General features: G+C 35.2%; 16 protein-coding genes. 1 reads left to right on the top strand and 15 read right to left on the bottom strand.

Going from position 1 to position 17,649, the window contains the following annotated elements:
* Window positions 1-225 precede the first annotated feature (225 nt).
* The 15 genes from hisD to ACTNDN_RS23050 all read right to left on the bottom strand — a co-directional run bounded on the left by hisD (window position 226) and on the right by ACTNDN_RS23050 (window position 16,257).
* Window positions 226-1,524: a histidinol dehydrogenase gene (hisD, locus tag ACTNDN_RS23120; protein WP_441132390.1), complete on the bottom strand. Its 1,299-nt coding sequence runs from the start codon at window positions 1,522-1,524 to the stop codon at window positions 226-228.
* Window positions 1,525-1,543: 19 nt separating this feature from the next.
* The gene (gene hisG / locus ACTNDN_RS23115) at window positions 1,544-2,188 is read right to left on the bottom strand and encodes an ATP phosphoribosyltransferase (protein WP_031540660.1); all 645 of its coding nucleotides are present in this window, start codon (window positions 2,186-2,188) and stop codon (window positions 1,544-1,546) included.
* Window positions 2,185-3,369, bottom strand: a complete 1,185-nt coding sequence (locus ACTNDN_RS23110; RefSeq protein ID WP_235252204.1) for an ATP phosphoribosyltransferase regulatory subunit — start codon at window positions 3,367-3,369, stop codon at window positions 2,185-2,187. The genes hisG and ACTNDN_RS23110 overlap by 4 nt, the downstream gene beginning before the upstream one ends.
* A 240-nt stretch (window positions 3,370-3,609) precedes the next feature.
* Window positions 3,610-4,143: an acyltransferase gene (locus ACTNDN_RS23105; RefSeq protein ID WP_441132387.1), complete on the bottom strand. Its 534-nt coding sequence runs from the start codon at window positions 4,141-4,143 to the stop codon at window positions 3,610-3,612.
* Window positions 4,140-4,802, bottom strand: a complete 663-nt coding sequence (gene ppaX, locus ACTNDN_RS23100) for a pyrophosphatase PpaX (protein WP_441132385.1) — start codon at window positions 4,800-4,802, stop codon at window positions 4,140-4,142. The genes ACTNDN_RS23105 and ppaX overlap by 4 nt, the downstream gene beginning before the upstream one ends.
* Window positions 4,803-4,814: 12 nt before the next feature.
* Window positions 4,815-5,627: a prolipoprotein diacylglyceryl transferase gene (lgt, locus tag ACTNDN_RS23095; protein ID WP_251629509.1), complete on the bottom strand. Its 813-nt coding sequence runs from the start codon at window positions 5,625-5,627 to the stop codon at window positions 4,815-4,817.
* 92 nt (window positions 5,628-5,719) lie between these two features.
* On the bottom strand, window positions 5,720-6,649 hold the full coding sequence (hprK, locus tag ACTNDN_RS23090) for an HPr(Ser) kinase/phosphatase (protein WP_031540655.1): 930 nt from the start codon (window positions 6,647-6,649) through the stop codon (window positions 5,720-5,722).
* Window positions 6,650-7,009: 360 nt separating this feature from the next.
* A complete protein-coding gene (locus tag ACTNDN_RS23085) occupies window positions 7,010-7,366 on the bottom strand; it encodes a phage holin family protein (protein WP_031540654.1) in 357 nt (118 codons plus the stop codon).
* 12 nt (window positions 7,367-7,378) lie between these two features.
* On the bottom strand, window positions 7,379-7,558 hold the full coding sequence (locus ACTNDN_RS23080) for a hypothetical protein (protein WP_441132383.1): 180 nt from the start codon (window positions 7,556-7,558) through the stop codon (window positions 7,379-7,381).
* Window positions 7,559-7,622: 64 nt separating this feature from the next.
* Window positions 7,623-8,750, bottom strand: coding sequence for a DUF4097 family beta strand repeat-containing protein (locus ACTNDN_RS23075; protein ID WP_251629503.1), 1,128 nt, complete (start codon window positions 8,748-8,750; stop codon window positions 7,623-7,625).
* A 506-nt stretch (window positions 8,751-9,256) separates the two neighbouring features.
* On the bottom strand, window positions 9,257-12,133 hold the full coding sequence (gene uvrA, locus ACTNDN_RS23070; RefSeq protein ID WP_441132381.1) for an excinuclease ABC subunit UvrA: 2,877 nt from the start codon (window positions 12,131-12,133) through the stop codon (window positions 9,257-9,259).
* Window positions 12,134-12,140: 7 nt separating this feature from the next.
* Window positions 12,141-14,120 (bottom strand): excinuclease ABC subunit UvrB, encoded by a 1,980-nt coding sequence (uvrB, locus tag ACTNDN_RS23065; protein WP_031540651.1) that lies wholly within the window; start codon window positions 14,118-14,120, stop codon window positions 12,141-12,143.
* A gap of 514 nt (window positions 14,121-14,634) precedes the next feature.
* Window positions 14,635-14,862 carry a CsbA family protein gene (locus ACTNDN_RS23060; RefSeq protein ID WP_031540650.1) on the bottom strand — a complete coding sequence of 76 codons (228 nt, stop codon included), beginning with the start codon at window positions 14,860-14,862 and terminating at the stop codon, window positions 14,635-14,637.
* A gap of 16 nt (window positions 14,863-14,878) precedes the next feature.
* On the bottom strand, window positions 14,879-15,742 hold the full coding sequence (locus ACTNDN_RS23055; protein WP_235251798.1) for an STAS domain-containing protein: 864 nt from the start codon (window positions 15,740-15,742) through the stop codon (window positions 14,879-14,881).
* 224 nt (window positions 15,743-15,966) lie between these two features.
* Window positions 15,967-16,257 carry a hypothetical protein gene (locus ACTNDN_RS23050; RefSeq protein WP_235251799.1) on the bottom strand — a complete coding sequence of 97 codons (291 nt, stop codon included), beginning with the start codon at window positions 16,255-16,257 and terminating at the stop codon, window positions 15,967-15,969.
* Between the two features lie 253 nt (window positions 16,258-16,510).
* Between ACTNDN_RS23050 and ACTNDN_RS23045 the strand changes: the two genes are divergently transcribed.
* Window positions 16,511-17,533: an HD-GYP domain-containing protein gene (locus ACTNDN_RS23045; protein WP_251629497.1), complete on the top strand. Its 1,023-nt coding sequence runs from the start codon at window positions 16,511-16,513 to the stop codon at window positions 17,531-17,533.
* Window positions 17,534-17,649: the final 116 nt, after the last annotated feature.

The following is a 17,649-nucleotide window of genomic DNA, read 5'->3' as shown; positions in this document are numbered from 1 at the left end:
GTTTCTTAAGTATTGTCTTTTTTAGGTATTGGTTGGCTTACAATTTCCAATTCCTTAGATTTTGGTACTTGACATATTACCGCAGGACTTTTTGTATTGTAACCTTGAAAGATATCTTTCTATTTGGCAGCAGTTCGCTTGCCCCTTAGAGTCTTCCCAGTATCGCTAATCCCATAGCCGAATGACCGTACCTCCACTTTATCTTTGCTGCTAAGGTCACTATCATCATTCTTTGTCAAAACTATCGATACTAATTATTTGCTTATCGCGGGCTTCTATTGCTCTTGCATGGGCTTCTAACCCTTCTAATCGTGCAAATTTAGCTATTTTTGGGGCATTTTCGCGAAATGCTACTTCACTGTATTGGATAACACTAGATTTTTTTTGAAAATCATCTACATTTAATGGATTAGAGAATCTTGCTGTACCATTTGTCGGCAATACATGGTTCGTTCCTGCAAAGTAATCGCCGACTGGTTCTGAACTATATCTTCCAAGAAAGATGGAACCTGCATGGCGAATCTTTTCCAGAATATCAGACGGATTTTCTGTGATTATTTCTAAATGTTCTGGGGCAATTGTATTAATGACTATTGCAGCTTCTTCTAGTGTTTCTACTACAACTATTAATCCATATTGATCAATTGATTTTTTTGCTATTTCTTTTCGTGGCAAATCACTTAACTGTAACTCTACTTCATTCGAAACCTCTTCTGCTAAGGTTCGAGAAGTAGTCACAAGAACAGAGGATGCTCTTTCATCATGCTCCGCCTGTGATAATAAATCTGCTGCTATTTCTTTTGAAATGGCCGTTTCATCCGCTATAATTGCAATCTCACTTGGACCGGCAATCATATCAATCGCAACATCTCCAAATACTTCTCTTTTAGCAAGGGCAACAAAGATATTTCCAGGACCAACAATCTTATCGACATTCTCAATAGATTCTGTTCCGTATGCTAAAGCAGCAATCGCCTGTGCTCCGCCAACTTTATAAATTTCCTTTACTCCAGCAATATCTGCTGCTACTAGTACTGCAGGAGGAAGTGTTCCGTTTTCACTTGGTGGAGATACCATTACAATCCGATTCACTCCTGCAACAATTGCTGGAATTACATTCATTAATACAGATGAAGGATAGGCTGCCGTTCCGCCTGGCACATATACACCAACTGAATCTAAAGGCAGAATTCTTTGACCAAGGATTGATCCATTTTCTTGTGTGAAACTCCATGAAGTTTTTAGCTGCTTTTGATGGTAATCTTTAATGTTTGCAGCTGCCTCCTTGATAATAGAAATCATATCCTTTTCAACATTATCGTAGGCAACCGCAATCTCTTCTTCCCTTACAAGAAGACTTGATAGATTTGCTCCATCCCATTTTTTTGTATATTCGATTAATGCTTGATCACCATTTCTTTTTACGTTTTCCATTATGTCGATAACGGCTTTTCTCTGCTCTACTGTTCCAGCATCAACAGAACGTTTTAAGCTAATATTCTCTATATCTTTCACAATCCTCATCTCGAAATCCCCTTTCCCTTTATTTCGATAATAGCTTCGTATTTACGACTTGTTGAAGCCTTGCAACTAATTCACCAATTCGTAAATCCTTCAATCGATAGCTTGCAGGATTTACAATTAATCTTGAAGTAATATCTACTATTCTTTCGTATTCTACTAGTCCATTTTCGACCAATGTTTTTCCTGTTGAAACAATATCAACAATTCGGTCCGTCAACCCAATAATAGGCGCAAGCTCAATCGAACCATTCAGCTTAATGATTTCTACTTGAGACCCTTGCTCCCGAAAATAAGCAGCTGCTACATTCGGATACTTTGTCGCAATCCTTGGCGCGATTTCATTAAGCTCTGTATTTGGAAGACCCGCCACTGCCAAATAGCAGGCACTAATATGTAGGTCTAGCAGTTCATATACATCTCTTTCTTCTTCCAGCATGACATCTTTCCCAGCAATCCCTAAATCGGCTACGCCATGCTCCACATAAGTTGGTACATCCATTGGTTTTGCCAAGATAAAGCGGAAGTTTTCTTCTTCTACATCAATGATTAATTTCCGGGAGTCATCAAATTCAGCAGGTAAACGAAAGCCTGCATCTCTTAATAAGTCAGCCGCCTCTTCGAATATCCTTCCCTTTGGCATGGCGATAGTTAGCATATCGTTCATTTGACAACCTCCATTCCTTTTTTCCCAACTAATAGCGTAATTTCACTGTATTGCTTCGTACAAGCATCTACATCTTTTACCCCATTAATATCTTGCGTAATGACATGGATTCCTGCTTTCCTCTTCTCCTGAGCCAATTGGAAAGCTTCTTTTCTGCGCTCATTACTAAATAAAATACACTCTATTGTTGCTGTTTTTTCCACTTTCCCAAGTGCTTCTAATAATCGGTCAACTCGAATAGCAAAACCAGTTGCTCCCGTTCTTTTTCCGAATTTCTCTAATAATAAATCATAGCGGCCACCACTGCCGATATGAAAACCTACACCCTCAGCATATACTTCATACACAATCCCAGTATAGTAGCTCATATGACTAACAAGGGATAAATCAAATGTCACTCTATCTGCCACTTCATAATCAACAAGGATTTCCCAAAGCTGCTTTAAGTCGTCAATTGCTTTCGCCCCTTGACCGCCTTCAATCAATTGATAAGCAAGTTCAATCACTTCTTCTCCGCCTCTAAGCTGCAAGAAATCATTTAATCGCTGCTTATCAATGCTCGATAAAGAAAGCTTTTCCACATGCTGGCGATACCCCACATAATTTTTTTCATACAAATATTTCGTTAGACTCTCTGCTCTTTCTTTCGTTCCCAGGATTTGTTGAAAGAAGGACTGCACAAAGCCAATATGTCCTACTGAAACTTGATACTCCTTCACGCCTGCTTGTTGAAGAGTAGAAACGAGTAAAGAAATCCCTTCCCCATCGGCACTAATTGTTTTATCACCGATATATTCAACCCCGATTTGCTCAAATTCAGCTGGCCTTCCACCCTCTCGCTGCTGTGCTCGAAAAACAGAGGCATTATAGGCAAGTCGCAATGGCAAGTCTTCTGTTAGAAGTTTAGAAGCTGCTACCCTCGCTATTGGGGCTGTCATATCTGGACGAAGGACTAGTGTATGTCCTTGCTGATCTAATAATTTAAAAAGTTGCTGATCTAAAATAGCAGACGCCGTTCCGACTGTTTCATAATATTCCAATGTTGGGGTTTCAATAAATTGGTATCCCCATTTCTTAATCTCTGTGTCCATCGATTGTTTTACTTTATATTTTCTTTCATATATGGCTGGTAATGTATCTCTCATGCCTAATGGCTTTTCAAACATAAATAAGCTACTCATCACTACACCTCATGTTTTAAAATTCCAAATGCTTTAGTTCGCTAATATACTACCAAATTAAAGAGTTGTTTTTAGTGTACTCTTCGTCGTATCTTAGGTCAAGGGAAAAGTTGCATTTAAAAGAAAATTCGCTTAATCTTTCTATTTTTTATTAATTCTGACATTTTTAAAAAAACCTATCTATTCGTTACTCCAAAGATTATCAATCTTGGAATAACGGACAGATAGGCTATCTTCTATTTATTCATCTAATACATAAGAAGGTTCGTTTTTTCTGCGCTCTTCCATTTGTTCTGCTGTATAAATAACTTGCATTGGATTTCCACCAACAAAGCTTCCTGCAGGAACATCCTTATGGACAAGTGTACCTGCTGAAACAATTGCATGATCTCCAATTTTCACGCCAGGAAGAATCGTTGAATTGGCACCAATCATTACTTCATCACCAATTTCAACCTTCCCTAGTCTGTATTCCTCAATTAAATATTCATGGGCAAGAATGGTTGTGTTATATCCTATCACACTATTCTTGCCAACCTTGATTTTTTCAGGAAACATAATATCAAGCATTACCATCAAAGCAAAGGAAGTATGTTCTCCCACCTTCATTTTCAAAAGCTTACGGTACATCCAGTTCTTCCCTTTTAAAAAGGGCATATATCTTGCTGTTTGGATAACGATAAAATTCTTTATTACCTTTAAAAAGGGAACGGTTTTATAGACATGCCATAAAGAATTCGGTCCGCTTACTGGATATCTTGTCGTCTTTCTCATGATGGTTGGACTTCAGGAAGAGAAAGGATATCTTTCATATTATCAAAAATATAGTCAGGATTATATTCCTGCAAGAATTTCTTTCCCTTAAGTGTCCATGCAACCCCTGCTGTTAAAGTACCTGCATTTTTCCCTGACAATATATCATGTTTATTATCTCCAACCATAATTGCTTCTGATGGTGATGCATTCAATTTCTCAAGTGCAAGAAGAACTGGCTCTGGGTCTGGCTTTGCATTTTTCACATGATCTAAAGCCACTACTACATCAAAAAACGCATCTAACTTCGTTAATTTCAAGCCCATTTCTACCACATCAGAAAGCTTTGTTGATACAATCGCAAGTTTAAAGCCTCTTTCCTTCAGTTCCTTGATTGCATCATATACACCATCAAATATCGTAACAATATTATCATGATTCTCGATATTATAGGCACGATACATTGTCATCATTTCCTGTGCACGTAATTTATCAATGGATTCAAATGTTTCTAATAACGGTGGACCCATAAATGGAATTACATCTTCTCTGCCATATTTTCCTGGGTAATAATGATTTAATGTATGTAAATAAGAGGAAATTATTAATTCATTTGTATTAATAAGTGTTCCATCTAAATCAAATAATGCAGTATTAATTTTTCCAGTCAACCTGAACATCCCTTTCTATCATTAACCATTTGTATCTAAATAACGCTCACTTGCAAATCCAGCTTTTCTTCTATAAATAATGGTGACAACTGATAATACAATTAAAGCTAAAGAAATTAATTGAGCCATTCGTAAATCGCCAATCATTAGGCTATCTGTTCTCATGCCTTCTATAAAGAATCTTCCAATCGAATACCAAATGACATAGGATAAGAATATTTCTCCTCTTCGTAAATTAACTTTACGTAAAGCTAGTAAAATCACGAATCCAATTATATTCCATAATGATTCATATAAAAAAGTAGGATGGTAGTAAGTTCCGTTAATATACATCTGATCAATAATAAAGGTCGGCAAACGAAGTCCTTCTAAGAAGGAACGTGTTACTTCCCCACCATGTGCTTCTTGATTCATAAAGTTGCCCCAGCGGCCAATTGCTTGTCCAAGGATAAGACTTGGCGCTGCTATATCAATTATTTTCCAGAAAGGAATTCCCTTTTTCTTTGTAAAAATATAGGTAGTGACAACAGCTCCAATTAAGGCACCATGAATAGCGATACCTCCATTCCAAATTTTTGGAATATCACCAAGGTGATCTTTATAATAGCTCCATTCAAAGATGACATAATAAATTCTCGCACATATAATAGAGATTGGAATAGCCCATAACATTAAATCTGGAAAGTCATCCTTTCCTAGTCCTCTTCTATTTCCTTCTCTCATTGCAATAATAAGAGCAAGAATTAATCCAGAACCGATAATAAGTCCATACCATCTGACATCAATTGGTCCTAATGAAAAAGCAATTGGATCGATTGGTTGTATATCTTCCATCAGATTTCCTCCTATTTCCCATGTGTTTCTTTTAAAGGCTTGAGAAAAAAGTGTATTTTCACTTTACCATTCATTCCTTTAGTTACATTTCTTTAATTTTTTTCGTCAGAAATAACATTATTCAATTTATTGGTAAACTGTTCTGCTGCATTTACACCCATTCGTTTTAATCGGAAATTCATTGCTGCTACTTCAATAATGACAGCTAAGTTTCGACCTGGACGGACTGGAATCGTAAGCTTTGTTACTTCCGTATCAATTATTTTCATTTTCTCTTCGTCTAGCCCTAAACGGTCATATTGCTTGTTCTGCTCCCATAATTCCAATGACATAACCAAGGAGATTTTCTTATGTGTGCGTACAGCACCAGCTCCAAATAAAGTCATGACATTTATAATTCCTAATCCGCGAATTTCCAATAGATGCTCAATTAGCTCTGGTGAACTTCCAACAATTAAATTCTCATCTTCTTGCCTAATCTCCACACAATCATCAGCAACTAATCGATGACCACGCTTAACAAGCTCAAGTGCTGTTTCACTTTTACCAACACCACTTTTCCCCGTAATTAAAACCCCTACGCCATAGATGTCAACGAGGACACCATGAACCGCTGTAGTAGGTGCAAGTTTTCTTTCCAGGAAATTTGTAAGTCTACTAGAAAAAAGTGATGTTTTATGCTTGGACCGCAATACTGGTACAGCCAGCTCTTCAGATGCCTCTATTAACTGTGGTGGCACTTCCATATTACGAGTGATGATAATACCTGGAGTTGTATCACTACATAATTTTGTTAATCGATTTGCTCGATCTTCATCACTTAAACGTTGAGCAAATGTAAGCTCTGTCTTTCCTAGCAACTGAACACGCTCAGCTGGATAGTAGTTAAAGTAGCCTGCCATTTCTAAACCAGGTCTTGATATATCACTAACCGTAATCGGTCGATTAATTCCTTCTTCTCCACTTACAATTTCTAAATCAAACTCTTCAATAACATCTTTTATTAATACTTTTGCCGCCATGAAGCTCCTCCTTTAAAGGTCTTTGCTGTTCGTTTTATAAACAGAACAAAACTGTTTAATTTTAGTCATTATTTAGAATTCCATATTCACTTTATTTTAGCATTAAAAGATAAATATATGCCAGAATTCAATCAAAATATTAGGAAAACAAGACTACTTATAGGTCCTCGTTTACATACTGTTAGTGGAAATGGGTAGCAGTTATGCTATTATGAAGCCAATAATGTCCATTATTATGGCTGTTTTCATAATGAATGTGCTAATATCTGCAGATTAAATCTACTTCCCATTCATTAATTTGGAACATAAAAAAACTGCCAATAAAGCAGGAAATAGTTTTCCCCCTTTACTTAGCAGCGTTTACCTTTTTTCTCCACGAAGGACAGTATTTTGAACAATTATATTACAAATCGATAGGAAAATGCTAAAAAGTAAGCACATACTAAAACTTGATATTTCAAAACTGCTCCCCATCAATCTGTCTGTTAATGACAGTGTGATCGCATTAATGACAAATAAAAATAGTCCTAGCGATAATATTGTCACAGGTAATGTCAATAATATTAAAATTGGTTTTACAATAATATTTAGCAGAGATAAAACGGCACTAGCACCAATTGCAGCACCGATTCCTGATAAATAAAAGTAATCCTGAAATAAACCGGCTAATGCCACAAAGAAGATAGCATTAATTAATATCCCTATTATCCATCTCATTCTTATTGCTCCTCATTCTGCATAGTAAAAACCGATAAAGAAACTTCCCCACTGATGGTTAAGTTGAACCAATCGGACCTTTACGGACAGTTGATTTCCCGCCTTTCTCCCATGAATTCTTCTCAGTCGATAGGAGGTAATGGTACTGACCGTTAAGAGTGGTAAAAATACGATAAGTGATATAATTAGCATTCGCACATTCTTTTATTCTCTATATCAACTATCGATTAATTAATTATCGGTTTTTCCTATAAAATTAATTGCCTGCTTTTTCAATTTTTTTAACCTTTATCGATCCAGTTTTTGTGTTTGCTTCCATTTTTGTATGATGATCACTTGATTGTATTGATTTAAATTGTAACGTTTTTTGAAGTACTTCACTTTTCTCTTCAATTATTTGAATACCCTCTAACTCTACATTAAAGCCGCCAAAATTCGTTTTTAATACACCACTAACGGCTAATGCTTCTGGCAAGCTTACCTCAATACTCCCTGTAGTCCCTTGGAACTCTAAAACTTCACAATTTTCGGCATGATTTGTACATGAAATACTTCCATTAAAGGATTGTAAATCCACTTTATTAAAGTACCCATCCACTGCAATCGAACCATTAATCGTTTCTGCATCAAGTTTCTGGATGTTTCCTTTATCAACTTTTATACTGCCATTCGCTGCATCTGCTTCTACTTTTGTATTTTCACCTGCATTTAGCGTTATTTTACCATTAGCCGTTTTAGCATACAATTTTTCCGCCTTTATATCAAATGTTGTAATCGGTCCATTAAATAAGCGAATGATGGTTGATTCATAGGACTTTTTAGGAACATAAACTTGAGTTTTTACCTTCATCCATTTATGATTTGTTTTGACTACTAATTGTTCATCATCTACAATCACTTGTATTTCCTTTAAAAACACCTTTTTTGCTTCTTCCAAAGAATTAACTCTATATACCTTTGCTTTACACTCAATACTAACTTCTTCTTGATCCCATGGAATGAGCTCAACTTCTCCATTAGGAATATCAATATCCAGTTTCTTTGGTGAAATATTATTGTACTGAAATATGTGAGAAACTTCTTCAAAATGACCAAAGTTCAAATCAAGGTCTACTTCTTTTACCTTCTTTATCGTTGTATCAACAAAATCAAAAAGTTTATCTTTTGCTGCTTGAAAGTTAAATCCATAATTTGAATTTGTTTCTTTCTTTTTTTCATGGAACTTTGCTTCTTCATGAAAATCTTCTAATATCTTCTTTTCTTCTTCATTTAAGGATTTCTTCTCACTTACTTCATCAACCTTTTCCATTAGCTTTAATGCTTCATCCACTGTCAATTTTCCACTTTCAACTAACTCTAAAATTCGTTTTCTCTCGTCAGCCACTTAAAATCCTCCTCAAAATTAACTAAACTGTTTTATTCTGTTTTCAACATTTAAAAATAATTTGCTAATGCTTAGCCATAAACTACAAAACGGTTTTTAATGATACTCTGTGAATTATGAAATGATTGGCTGTATTTTTAAGATATTATTTAAGATTAATGATGGAAATTACAATTAAAATTGTGATAAAAATGCTGTTTGCATAATAATTTCATTTTTTTGCAATAGAGTCCGTTGATGTCTACTCTAATTAATTCTGGATATCAACCATTAGCATTCAAAATTATCATCTCTTCATTCTAATACGAATTATCCCTCCGAAAAGTTTCAATCCTTTTATTTATCTATTTACTTAAAGCTAATAATCTTTTTTATTTTATGTCATTATTTTTCATTTCAGAAGAATTCTGTGGAAGAAATAAAAAAGGGACAGGGCCATTTTATAGGAAGTCTGCTTTGCTATAAACTAATCGACTCTTCTACTGTCCCCATCCCTTTATCCTATATTAAGTTGTAGCAATCTTTTCTGCTTCTTCTATATGATTCTTCATTCTTAGTCGATCTCTCTTCAAGATTGGCTTTAAATATTTCCCCGTATAGGATCCTTTAAGGTCTGCAATGTCTTCTGGCGTACCTGTTCCTAAAATAGTACCACCTTTATCTCCGCCTTCTGGACCTAAGTCGATAATATAATCTGCAGTCTTTATTACATCCAGATTATGTTCAATAACGAGTACTGTATCGCCATTTTCGACTAATCTTTGAAGCACGATCAATAATCTTGAAATATCATCAACATGTAAGCCTGTCGTCGGCTCATCTAAAATATAAAAGGACTTGCCAGTAGAACGGCGGTGTAATTCAGATGCTAATTTGACCCTTTGCGCTTCCCCACCTGATAAAGTAGTTGCTGGTTGTCCGAGTTTAATATAACCTAAACCAACATCAACAATTGTTTGAAGCTTACGATGAATCTTAGGGATATTTTCAAAGAAAGCTACTCCATCTTCTACTGTCATACCCAAGACATCTGAAATGTTTTTCCCTTTATATTTTACTTCCAATGTTTCTCTATTGTATCGTTTTCCATGACATACTTCACATGGAACATACACATCTGGAAGGAAATGCATTTCAATTTTTATGATTCCATCTCCACGACAAGCCTCACATCTTCCGCCCTTTACATTAAAACTAAAGCGTCCTTTTTTATATCCACGTACTTTAGCTTCATTAGTCGTCGCAAAAACATCCCGAATATCATCAAACACTCCGGTGTAAGTCGCAGGATTTGATCTTGGAGTTCGTCCAATTGGAGACTGATCAATATCAATAACTTTTTCTAACTGGTCGATTCCTTTAATTTCTTTATGCTGGCCTGGCTTTGCTTTTGCGCGATTCAGCTTTTGTGCTAAGCCTTTATGAAGAATCTCGTTAATTAACGTACTTTTTCCAGACCCTGAAACACCAGTGACGGCGATAAACATTCCAAGGGGGATTTTTACATTTACATTTTTTAAATTATTTTCTTTCGCCCCAGTTATTTCAATAAATCTACCATCACTTTGTTTTCTCTCTAATGGTAGTGGAATGAATTTTTTTCCAGATAAATATTGACCTGTTATCGATTGAGGATCCTTCATTACTTCATCTGGTGTTCCGACAGAAATAATTTCTCCTCCATGTACGCCCGCACCAGGACCAACATCGATTAAATAATCTGCTGCCATCATTGTATCTTCATCATGCTCTACAACAATCAATGTATTTCCGATGTCTCTCATTTGTCTTAATGTATCAATTAATTTATCATTGTCTCTTTGATGAAGACCGATAGAAGGTTCATCTAAGATGTAAAGTACGCCTGTAAGTCTTGATCCAATTTGTGTTGCCAAACGAATTCTTTGCGCTTCGCCTCCAGATAGAGTTCCCGCTGCTCTACTTAAAGTCAGATAATCTAAACCAACATTTATTAAAAATCCGACTCTCTCTTTTATTTCCCTAAGAATCAAGTTCGCAATTTGTTTTTCCTTTTCAGTTAAATCAACCTGCTCCATAAATTGATAGCACTCAACAACTGATTTTTCCGTGATTTTTCCTATATGCTGGCCATTAATTAATACTGCTAATGCTTCTTTCTTTAACCGATAGCCTTTACATGTACGACAAGGCTGTTCAGCCATGTATTTTTGCATTTGCTCTCGAATATAATCAGAGCTTGTTTCCTTAAATCTTCTTTCGATATTTCTTATAACACCTTCAAACTGAATATCATTTTCTCTAACTTGGCCAAAGTCATTTTCATATCGAAAGTGAATATATTCTTTGCCTGATCCATAAAGAATCTTATCCATTAGATTTTTAGGAATATCCTTTACGGGTATGTTCATATCAATGCCATAATGGTTGCATACACTTTCAAGGAGCTGAGGATAGTATTGAGAACTAATAGATTCCCATGGAGCAATCGCATTATCTTTTAGAGTCAAATCCCAATTAGGAATGACTAAATCAACATCTACTACTAGTTTATTTCCGAGACCATCACAATCAGGACAAGCTCCAAATGGACTATTGAAGGAAAACAGTCTTGGCTCTAATTCCCCAATAGAGAATCCGCAAATCGGACAAGCATGATGCTCGCTAAAAAGCAATTCTTCCTCCCCAATTACATCGATAATCACTTTTCCATTCCCAAATTGTAATGCGGATTCAAGAGAATCTGCCAGTCTTGCAGCAATCCCTTCTTTCACTACAAGGCGATCAATTACTACTTCTATATTATGTTTCTTATTTTTATCTAAGGAAATATCATCACCAATTTCAAACATTTCTCCATCGATTCGTAATCGAACATATCCCTGCTTTTTCACATCTTCCAGCACTTTTACATGGGATCCCTTCCTCCCTGATACAACCGGAGCGAGCACTTGAAGTCTAGTTCTTTCAGGATATTCTAGAATGCGATCAACCATCTGTTCAATTGTCTGGGAAGATATTTCAATTCCATGCTCTGGGCAAGTTGGTCTTCCTACTCTTGCAAATAATAGTCTTAAGTAATCATAGATTTCAGTTACTGTTCCAACTGTAGAGCGTGGATTTCGGCTAGTTGTTTTCTGGTCGATGGAAATAGCAGGGGACAGTCCTTCAATCGAATCTACATCTGGCTTATCCATTTGCCCTAAAAACTGTCGCGCGTATGCGGATAAAGATTCAACATATCTTCTTTGTCCTTCTGCATAAATGGTATCAAAAGCGAGAGAAGATTTCCCGGAACCAGATAAACCAGTTATGACTACTAATTGATCTCTTGGAATAGTTATATCAATATTTTTTAAATTATTTGCTCTTGCACCTTTTACAATAAGTTTATCCATTGCCATTTTTTGCTCACCCCTCCGCCTTTAATTCAAGCAATAAATCGCGAAGCTCTGCAGCTCTTTCGAAATTCAGAGCTTTTGCTGCTTCCTTCATTTCGTTCTCCATTTGGGCAATCATTGCCTCTTTTTCCTTTTTCGTCAATTTATCAAGTTTAACAGAAGTTGCATATTCTTCTGGTTCTTCTGCTGCTTGCGTAGCACGAATGGAATCTCGAATACCTTTTTGAATCGTTTGCGGAGTAATACCATGTTCTTCATTATATTTCTCTTGGATTTCTCTCCGTCTTTTCGTTTCACTTATTGCTACTTCCATTGAATGCGTCATCTTATCTGCATACATAATAACATGCCCATTCGAATTTCTTGCTGCACGTCCGATTGTTTGAATTAAAGATCGTTCCGAACGAAGGAACCCTTCCTTATCAGCATCTAAAATAGTGACTAATGATACTTCTGGAATATCCAATCCTTCCCGTAATAAGTTAATCCCTACGAGAACATCATATTTGCCGAGACGTAATTCTCGAATGATTTCAATCCGTTCTAACGTTTTCACCTCAGAATGTAAATATTGTACTTTAATGCCGATTTCTTTCAGATAATCCGTTAAATCCTCTGACATTTTTTTCGTAAGCGTCGTTACCAGCACCCGTTCATTTCGTTTAATTCTTTCATGAATCTCAGCAATTAGATCATCAATCTGTCCTTCAATTGGACGAACGTCAATAGTTGGATCAAGTAATCCAGTTGGCCGAATGATTTGTTCGATCATTACCGGCGTATGCTCCATTTCATACGGACCAGGCGTTGCAGAAACACAGATCATTTGATTTATATGCTGTTCAAATTCTCCAAAGGTTAACGGGCGATTATCAAGTGCAGATGGCAAGCGAAAGCCATGCTCTACTAGCACACTTTTCCTTGCCTGGTCCCCATTATACATTCCTCTAATTTGCGGAAGTGTAACATGTGATTCGTCAATGACAAGAAGAAAATCTTTTGGAAAATAATCCAATAAAGTGTAAGGTGTTGAGCCAGGAGGTCTTAATGTTAAATGTCTTGAATAGTTTTCTATTCCCGAACAGAACCCCATCTCCCTCATCATCTCAAGATCATAGCGAGAGCGCTGTTCCAAACGTTGTGCCTCTAATAATTTATTATTTTCCCTTAGTTTTTCTAATTGTTCTTCTAATTCCTTTTCAATGTTCTCAATCGCCACTTTCATTTTCTCTTCTCTTGTTACGAAGTGAGAAGCAGGAAAGATGGCAATATGATTCCGTTCTCCTAATATTTCGCCAGTTAATGCATCTACTTCACGAATCCGATCAATTTCATCTCCAAAAAATTCTACTCTAATACAATGTTCATCACGAGAAGCGGGGAAAATTTCAACAACATCTCCACGAACACGGAAAGTCCCCCGTTTAAAATCGATATCATTTCGATCATATTGGATATCAACTAGTTTACGAAGCAGTTGATTTCTTTCTAATTCCATACCAGTCCTTAAGGAAACAACCATTTCTCGATATTCCTCTGGAGAACCTAAACCGTAAATACAAGAAACACTGGCAATAATAATAACGTCATCTCTTTCAAACAAGGAAGATGTTGCAGAATGGCGAAGCTTATCAATTTCATCATTGATGCTGGCATCCTTTTCGATAAACGTATCCGTTTGCGGGACATATGCTTCTGGTTGATAGTAATCATAATAGCTGACAAAATACTCTACTGCATTATTTGGGAAAAACTCTTTAAATTCACTATATAATTGGCCAGCTAGTGTTTTATTGTGAGCAATGATTAACGTTGGCTTCTTTACTTCTTTAATAACATTGCTAATTGTAAAGGTTTTACCAGTCCCAGTCGCACCTAGCAATGTCTGAATTTTTTCGCCTTCTTTAATTCCTGATACTAGTTTTTTTATTGCTCCCGGCTGATCTCCTTGAGGCGTATACTTTGAAACTAATTCAAAATCATGATTCACTAAACCATCCTCCGATCTATATGCACTTCTTTTTATTCATACGTCCGTTGGTCCTTTATGTTTAGGCATATCTATTACAAGCTATTTTCATAACCTTTGTTGTTTTATAGAGTTAAACACAAAAAACTTGTTCATTCCATTTCACTCCATATACTTACATTCTCCCAGAGGAAAGTAAGGGAATGCGTGGTCTCACCGTTATAGGATTTATGCGGGTACCAGGAGGCTTTTAAAATAAACAAAATTTCAAAATTCGACGTTCGTATTAAAGTCTTTTTTTATAATTTCCTACTTATGTAATCAACATATCACCATTCTACCACAAACCACCTATTTCAAACCACAAAAAGAGAACAAACATTCTATTTATTTCATCAGCAATTTTTCTATGGATACTAAATTTCAAAAAAAAAATGACTATACGAAAATACCTATCATCTTTATCGACGTAAAATCGTTTAGTCATTCTTCTTTTCTATTCTTTTTTAATACTTTTTGAAATGTAGCCTAAACATTATTTATTCGCTACTTTCTCTTTCCATCTTCTGCTAATCATATATCCAATCGTCATAGAAAATGCATCCACAACAATTAATAGAAATGTATCAGTATATCCTTTATACACAGAAGCAGCAATTAAGGCGACAGTTAAAATTAATCCAATAATTGGATAATAGGTAGCTTTTGAAAAAAGTATTACTAATAAGCATGGAAAAAATAGTGCAGCTAGATATTTCCCCATCTACATACACCTCTATTTAAACAAATTTCGTTTCATTAACCATTAACCCAAATCTTTCAAGAGCACTTGCTAAATTATTAAATATCGGAATTTGGCTAAAGTCTACACCTAATTGTATGGCTGTTTGCGCCACCTCTGGCCTTAATCCAGAAAGATACCCTTTTACACCAATTAAACGCAGTGCATGTATAACATGAAAAATTTGATGTGCAACCATTGTATCAATAAGAGGTACTCCTGATAAATCAATGAATAAATGATTAAAGCGTTTTTCATTGCATTCCTTCAAAGTATTTTCCATGATTAATTGTGCCCTCTTTGTATCAATATCTCCAATTAATGGAAGCACCCCAATCCCCTTTGTTATGGGAATCACTGGACTGCTTAATTCATAAATGGTTTCTTGCTGTGCTGTCAATTGCTGAAATTTGTATTCATCATAAGAGCCAATAAAGATATTTACAAATAGATCAAATGCATATTGTACTAATCGTATCCATTCAAACAGTGTCGTTATCGTTAATTGATCAGTAGTTTCTGCAGAAAATTTTTCAACATATGATAAAAGAATTTCTTTAACTGTGTTAAGCTGTTCAATCGATTCCAGAATAGGAACCAAATCTTTTGCCCGCTTTTCCGCAACTTTAACAGCCCATTTAGAAATATTGGCTGAATATACTTCCTCTTCCTCAATAAATACCTTAATTACATTTTCTAAGAGTATTTGGTGTGCTGTAACTAGTTCTTCCATACTGTCTGAGGATTTATTGATTGAATAATAATTAGATGTACTATTCTCTATTGTGCTCAGCCATTCCTCACGCATGTCTACAAGATGATCATATAAATAGGTATATAGGCTTTTCATACATTGTTCCAACTATTTTCTCCTCCTAATACAAGAAACAAACCTTCCTCACTCATCTATACAATCGTTTTCCCATTTAGAGTAATGGAAGTATCCACAACTTTTTTAGTCAATTCCCTACTTGTTTTTGGAATCAATTAAAGGCATTTAAAATAAATATCTATTATTATATAGTTGTCACCATAGTGAAACAAGTGAGAAGCCTTGTGATAGTAAGACGAGAATAGATAATTTCTTTATGAATTTTGTAATAAACTTGTTGCAATTACTTGAAAAATTGATTCCAGAGAGGATGCTCTTTTTTTGGCGTTTTCTAATAAAAAGATAATTTCTGCAATGTCTTTTGGACTTAGTTTTTCTACTATCCAATCTTCCAAATCCTGATTTTTAATTACTTTATGTTGATTAGGTATATTTATGGTAGGAAACTTTATCAATTCATTATGGATAAAATCTAAATGTTTTTGATATTCTTTTTTATTATGTACATAAAATGTATTGCTTTCTTTCAGCTGATTTCTATACATTTGTGTATTCCCCTCTCTTTGAATCTACTAAAAATGCCCAATTTCTTCTATTCTTTTCGGTTAAATATATAGTAATTATAATAGGAAAACATTGCTAAAGACCTTAGTCCCTAGTGATTTCTACTAAAATAGGTATTTAGGATTATTCCAACTGGTCATAAAGTCTGTTTTATCCTTGCTGGAGGTAAGGTAATATTTACTAATAAGGGGATGTGACGTAGCAAAATAGCATGAATTAAAGGAGACAAAAGACATGGAAAAAGTAACTGCTGATATTACCGGATATCGAATAAAAGAAGATGTTTATTCTAACTCCATTGAAGGTTTATTTCTACTCAAAAAAGGCTCCACTCTTACGAAAAAACATGTGGAATTACTCACAAAACATCAGGTAAATCCATTTGATGTGATTAATCCGACTGAAGAAGCCTCTCTTTCCTCCGAAAATAAAGAATTTTCTACTTTAATAGATGAAGTGAAAGAAACCTTCCATTCCATTATCGAACAGCAAAATGATAATGTGGATAGACTTCTTCATACCTATGAAAAAGCAATTGATTTTTCCCTTCAAGAATTAGCAATTTTAGATATTATCCATAAGGAAGTAGAACCTGAGAATTATATTTATCAGCATAGTATTAATGTTGGAATTATTTCAGCAATCATAGGCAAGGTTTTAGGATTAGCTAGGAAGGAATGTTACCTCCTAAGCCAAATGGGACTATTCCATGATATCGGCATGCTAAAAGTTGATCCATCCATTTTACAAGCGCAAGATCGCTTAACGCAAAAAGAATATAAGGAAATTCAAAAACATACAATCTATGGAAAAAGTATTTTATTTCAGATTTCTCAATTAGATATATTAATATCGAGAACTGCTCTATTGCATCATGAAAAAATAAATGGAAAAGGCTATCCATCTCATCGAACAGAAAAGGATATTCCATTCTTAGTTCAAATTGTTTCGGTTGCAGACATGTTTAATAGCATGTGTTCCTCACACACCCATAAAGAAAAGAAAACCTACTTTGAAGCGATCAATGAATTAGTGAATGAATCATATGGAAATGCATTAAATCCTGCCATTGTCATTCCATTTACAAATTTTATTATGAGAAAGCAACTCTTTAAAAAGGTTACTTTATCCAATAACGAAACAGCAGAAATTATCTTTATCCATCAAAATGAACCACATCTCCCGCTTGTTCGTCAAGAGGACTCCTATATTGATTTACGTAAGACATCTTTGAAAATTACAGGCTTAGCCAATTGAATATAAGAGGCTGGGACAAATCTATATAACTAATCTTTAAAGACGAACAATCTCTAATTTAGCTCTTAAATAAAGCTACTTTTTCATATTAGTTATTTATGGTTTTAAATATATTC

The sequence above is a fragment of the Niallia sp. HCP3S3_B10 genome, from assembly GCF_052064465.1.
Classification (GTDB): domain Bacteria; phylum Bacillota; class Bacilli; order Bacillales; family Cytobacillaceae; genus Niallia; species Niallia hominis.
Note: the sequence above shows the minus strand (reverse complement) of the source record. Positions and strands in the feature narration are given on the sequence as shown.

Excerpts from the sequence above, each read along its gene's own strand:
- ACTNDN_RS23050 (WP_235251799.1), bottom strand. The coding sequence starts at position 16,257 with ATGTATAGAAATCAGCTGAAAGAAAGCAATACATTTTATGTACATAAT.
- ACTNDN_RS23110 (WP_235252204.1), bottom strand. The coding sequence starts at position 3,369 with ATGAGTAGCTTATTTATGTTTGAAAAGCCATTAGGCATGAGAGATACA.
- ACTNDN_RS23080 (WP_441132383.1), bottom strand. The coding sequence starts at position 7,558 with ATGCTAATTATATCACTTATCGTATTTTTACCACTCTTAACGGTCAGT.
- hisG (WP_031540660.1), bottom strand. The coding sequence starts at position 2,188 with ATGAACGATATGCTAACTATCGCCATGCCAAAGGGAAGGATATTCGAA.
- lgt (WP_251629509.1), bottom strand. The coding sequence starts at position 5,627 with ATGGAAGATATACAACCAATCGATCCAATTGCTTTTTCATTAGGACCA.
- uvrA (WP_441132381.1), bottom strand. The coding sequence starts at position 12,133 with ATGGCAATGGATAAACTTATTGTAAAAGGTGCAAGAGCAAATAATTTA.
- ACTNDN_RS23045 (WP_251629497.1), top strand. The coding sequence starts at position 16,511 with ATGGAAAAAGTAACTGCTGATATTACCGGATATCGAATAAAAGAAGAT.
- ACTNDN_RS23085 (WP_031540654.1), bottom strand. The coding sequence starts at position 7,366 with ATGAGATGGATAATAGGGATATTAATTAATGCTATCTTCTTTGTGGCA.
- ACTNDN_RS23060 (WP_031540650.1), bottom strand. The coding sequence starts at position 14,862 with ATGGGGAAATATCTAGCTGCACTATTTTTTCCATGCTTATTAGTAATA.
- ACTNDN_RS23105 (WP_441132387.1), bottom strand. The coding sequence starts at position 4,143 with ATGAGAAAGACGACAAGATATCCAGTAAGCGGACCGAATTCTTTATGG.
- ppaX (WP_441132385.1), bottom strand. The coding sequence starts at position 4,802 with ATGTTCAGGTTGACTGGAAAAATTAATACTGCATTATTTGATTTAGAT.
- hprK (WP_031540655.1), bottom strand. The coding sequence starts at position 6,649 with ATGGCGGCAAAAGTATTAATAAAAGATGTTATTGAAGAGTTTGATTTA.
- hisD (WP_441132390.1), bottom strand. The coding sequence starts at position 1,524 with ATGAGGATTGTGAAAGATATAGAGAATATTAGCTTAAAACGTTCTGTT.